1 pseudogene is annotated in these 403 nt (G+C 45.7%); it reads right to left on the bottom strand.

Features of this window, described 5'->3' with window-relative positions:
• A pseudogene (djlC, locus tag EOS_RS45440) lies at positions 1 to 403 on the bottom strand (co-chaperone DjlC); the annotation flags it as partial.

The raw sequence follows: 403 nt of genomic DNA, 5'->3' as shown, positions 1-403 counted from the left end.
CGCAGTGACATAGTCAGGATGGTAACGGCAGCAACGTTCCAGCGCGAAGTAATACTCAACAGTCTGGTTCTGCAACGCAATGGGATATTCCAGAAGGCTAAGGAAATCGAAACAATCACCAGCCTGAATGGCCTCAAGAAAAGCCTCCCTTTCTTCCTCATCCATTCCTTCGCTGTCATTAAATGAATGCCAGTTCAAACGCTCTGCCAGCAAAGAAGCACAATTTAATGAAAGATATCGCGCTTCTATGGCGATTGCACACAGCGGCCAGCGTAATTGATCGACATCCTCCATGTTCCAGGTATTTAATTGCTGAATAAATTTCTGCCAGGCGGAAGGCTGAAAACGATCACTTTCTGAATCCAGTAATGTCCTGAATGCACGTAGTATTTCATGTTCAGCG

Source organism: Caballeronia mineralivorans PML1(12), from assembly GCF_001028175.1.
GTDB classification, from domain to species: Bacteria; Pseudomonadota; Gammaproteobacteria; order Burkholderiales; family Burkholderiaceae; genus Caballeronia; species Caballeronia mineralivorans.
This window is presented reverse-complemented; position numbering and strand designations above follow the sequence as displayed.